Origin of the sequence: Candidatus Synechococcus spongiarum, from assembly GCF_900047545.1 — a bacterium.
Classification (GTDB): domain Bacteria; phylum Cyanobacteriota; class Cyanobacteriia; order PCC-6307; family Cyanobiaceae; genus Synechococcus_B; species Synechococcus_B spongiarum_C.
The window spans coordinates 1-3158 of the sequence record NZ_FITM01000142.1 but is presented as its reverse complement, the minus strand read 5'-3'; the positions used below and the strand labels follow the sequence as shown (position 1 = coordinate 3158).

4 protein-coding genes are annotated in these 3158 nt (G+C 63.7%); 1 reads left to right on the top strand and 3 read right to left on the bottom strand.

Annotated features, from left to right (window positions below):
• The first annotated feature begins 46 nt into the window (after window positions 1–46).
• The gene (hemB, locus tag FLM9_RS05870; RefSeq protein ID WP_074457694.1) at window positions 47–1048 is read left to right on the top strand and encodes a porphobilinogen synthase; all 1002 of its coding nucleotides are present in this window, start codon (window positions 47–49) and stop codon (window positions 1046–1048) included.
• On the opposite strand, the gene FLM9_RS05865 is transcribed toward hemB, so the two are convergent.
• The 3 genes from FLM9_RS05865 to FLM9_RS08385 all read right to left on the bottom strand — a co-directional run.
• Window positions 1034–2458 carry a phospholipase D-like domain-containing protein gene (locus FLM9_RS05865; RefSeq protein WP_074457693.1) on the bottom strand — a complete coding sequence of 475 codons (1425 nt, stop codon included), beginning with the start codon at window positions 2456–2458 and terminating at the stop codon, window positions 1034–1036. The genes hemB and FLM9_RS05865 overlap by 15 nt on opposite strands.
• Window positions 2459–2460: 2 nt before the next feature.
• Window positions 2461–2751 carry a hypothetical protein gene (locus tag FLM9_RS05860; protein WP_143324631.1) on the bottom strand — a complete coding sequence of 97 codons (291 nt, stop codon included), beginning with the start codon at window positions 2749–2751 and terminating at the stop codon, window positions 2461–2463.
• Window positions 2752–2847: 96 nt separating this feature from the next.
• A partial coding sequence (locus FLM9_RS08385; RefSeq protein WP_218969743.1) for a hypothetical protein occupies window positions 2848–3158 on the bottom strand: 311 nt, incomplete at its 5' end.

Below are 3158 nucleotides of genomic sequence, written 5' to 3'. Positions count from 1 at the left end.
GTTGCCGGGGATTCCGTAGGATCATCAAAGCTCTTACCTCCATATGCTGGACCTGCTGCACCGCCCCCGCCGTCTGCGGCGCACGCCCGCCCTGCGGGCCATGGTGCGCCAGACCTCTCTGCAGGCCACGGATCTGATCTACCCCCTCTTCGTCCATGAGGAAGACAGGAACGAGCCCATTGGCTCCATGCCCGGCTGCCAGCGCTGGTGTCTGGACGCCCTGGGGGACGAGGTGGGCCGCGCCTGGGATTTGGGGATCCGCTGTGTGGTGCTGTTCCCCAAGGTGGCCGATGGCCTCAAAAGCGAGGATGGTGCCGAGTGCTTCAACGAAGGCGGCTTGATCCCCCGCGCCATCCGCCGCCTCAAGGCGGAACACCCCCACATGGTGATCATGACCGATGTGGCCCTGGATCCCTACTCCAGTGACGGTCACGACGGCATCGTGAGTCCCCATGGGGTGGTTCTCAACGACGAGACGGTGGAGATTCTCTGCCAGCAGGCCCTGGCCCAGGCGCGCGCCGGCGCGGATCTGATTGGCCCCAGCGACATGATGGATGGCCGGGTGGAAGTTATCCGCACCACCCTTGACGACCACGGCTTCACGGACGTGGGTATCATCTCCTACACCGCCAAATACTCCTCCGCCTATTACGGTCCCTTCCGGGACGCCCTGGATTCCGCCCCCCGCGCCAGCGGTGATAAGCCCATCCCCACCAACAAGGACAGCTACCAGATGGATCCAGCCAACAGCAGGGAGGCCCTTATCGAGGCGGATCTAGACAACGGTGAGGGGGCTGATATTCTCATGGTCAAGCCCGGCCTGGCCTATCTGGATATTGTGGCTAAGCTGCGGGACAAGAGTACCCTGCCCATTGCCGCCTACAACGTGAGCGGTGAATATGCCATGGTGAAAGCCGCGGCAGAGCGGGGCTGGATTGAGGAGCGCCCCGTGGTGCTGGAAACTCTGCTCTGCTTTCGTCGTGCCGGGGCGGACTTGATTCTCACCTATCACGCTCCTGATGCCGCCCTGTGGTTACGGAAGGGCTGAGGGGGGCGCCAGGTTCACGGTTTCCGGGCAGCGCAACCGATCCCGCTCCAGCAGCCTCTGCAGGCGGGGCGTGATGCCCAATTCCGCGTTTTGCCAGAGGCGACCGAATTCTCGATCAAAGGCGGCCGCCAGCTTGGGATGCCTGATCACCAGCAGCGTCTCGTCGTTTTGATGGGCCGCCGAGGGGCTCCAGTTGAAGCTGCCGGTGATCACTGTGGTGTTGTCCACCACCGCAAACTTGTGGTGGAGCTTGTCCCCCCGCGCAAGCTGGGGAACGCCCACGTCCGCCAAACCCGGTGGCCAGGGCCTGTTGCCGTCCTCAATCCGGCAGCGCCGGTCGGGGCGCACTACCCCCGCCAGGTCCAGCAGTTCGCTGTAGCTGCGGGTGGCAAAGCCCGGATCCACCATGAGGCGCACCTTGACGCCCCGCCGGGCCAGGGTCTCCAGCCGGTTGGCAATGCCTTGATCGCTGAACACGAACAGGGCCATGTCCACCTGCTTGCGGGCTGTGGCCAGCACCCCTTCAATGAAGGCGAGACCATTGTTGCCGTCCCGCCGGGGATGGGGAGCAAAGAGCACCTGCAACTGGCCTTCCCCCTGCCGCAGCCCAACGCTGCCGCCACCACCCTTGCCCAGGCCAAAGCGGCCGTCCTCCAGCCCACCGGGGCCGTCCCCCCAAAGGCGGGCGAACTCCTCTTCGAACAGACGGGCCAAGGCAGTGGAGTGAATCCTCACCATGTGGTTGGCGTTGCCCCGGGAATGGGGGGCGCCAGCATCGCCGTGGATGCCGGAACTGGTGAAATTGGCGGAGCCGGTGACCACCTCCCGGCCGTCCACCACCAGGAACTTGTGGTGCATCAGCCCACTGCCGGCACTGCCGTCCGCCGTGTCGTCCAGGAGGGGCACACCCCCCTCCAGCAGCAGGGCCACCGCATCCCCCGCCTGTCGTTCCGCCTGGGTGACGGTGCCGTCCTGGTTGCCGTCCGCCAGATCGTGGAGCCGTTGCCAGCGGTGCCGGGCATGGTCATCCAGTTCGGAGGGGTGCTGACGACTCCACGGGGTGGAGTAGCTGTTCTCCAGTACCACCCGCACCTGTACCCCGGCGCGGTAACGCTCCACCAGGGCCTGGGCGATGCGGGGCAGAGTCAACTCCTGCACCGCCAGGCTGATGCTGCGCTGCGCCCCGACAACGGCATCCAGCACCACCTGCTCCAGGTCGTCTCCCTGGCGTAGGGTGTCCGTGAGAGGGCTACGGTAGCGGGTTTGGCGTCGTTGATTGAAGTAGACGCTGATGCCGTCGGCAGTGGCGGCAGGACCTGCAACCTGTTGCTGCCCCACAAATGTGGAGGCTGTCGCGCAGGAGGCCAGCAGCAGCGCCAGGGGGACGACGAAGGAGAGGGGACCGAACATCGTCACTCCCCCGCACCGGGAATGAGGCCGGGATCACGACCCCGTTGCAGCGCCAGCCGCACCAGTTTCAGGCGTTCCAGTTGACCCTCCAGGTAGTGGTGCAAGTGGGGATCGGGCTGCCGTCCCAGGCCGTAGACAATCTCCAGCCTTTCATCATGGTCCTGGCGACAGCTCTGCTCATGGTGGTCCAGGAGGGTTTCATTCAGGGGATGGCCTTGGAGACAGAGGGCATGGAGTTCCGTACTGACGGAGGCACGGCCTTGGGCCCGGGCAAGTTGGGCTGGACTGAGCATGGTGCAGGGTGCAAACACACCCAGGATTCCCGCAGTGCAGTCTTCTTGGACCCGATGCCCTGTAAGCACAGGAGAAGATAACAGCGTGTAAACATCTCAGGCTTCAGGTGGGTTTGCAGGAGGGATGACCTCTCTAAAAAGTCGGAGACCATAAAAGAAATCAGGCGGGCTGCAGGCCAGCCGCATCTCCTCCTGCTTCGTCATGGTGCTGCTATTAGAGCAGTTGGACGACAACCTGTTGTATCGATGGCCAGCAAGCCTGGAACCAGGCTGAACAGACTCTCCCTGGTGCTGTTTTCCCTTACCAGCCGGGCAAGGCTTTGGCAAGGCAGACCCATCTTCAACAGGAAGGCGATTATTGAAGCAGTTGCGCCAGCTTCTCATGGAGTTGGTCGATAACATAACTA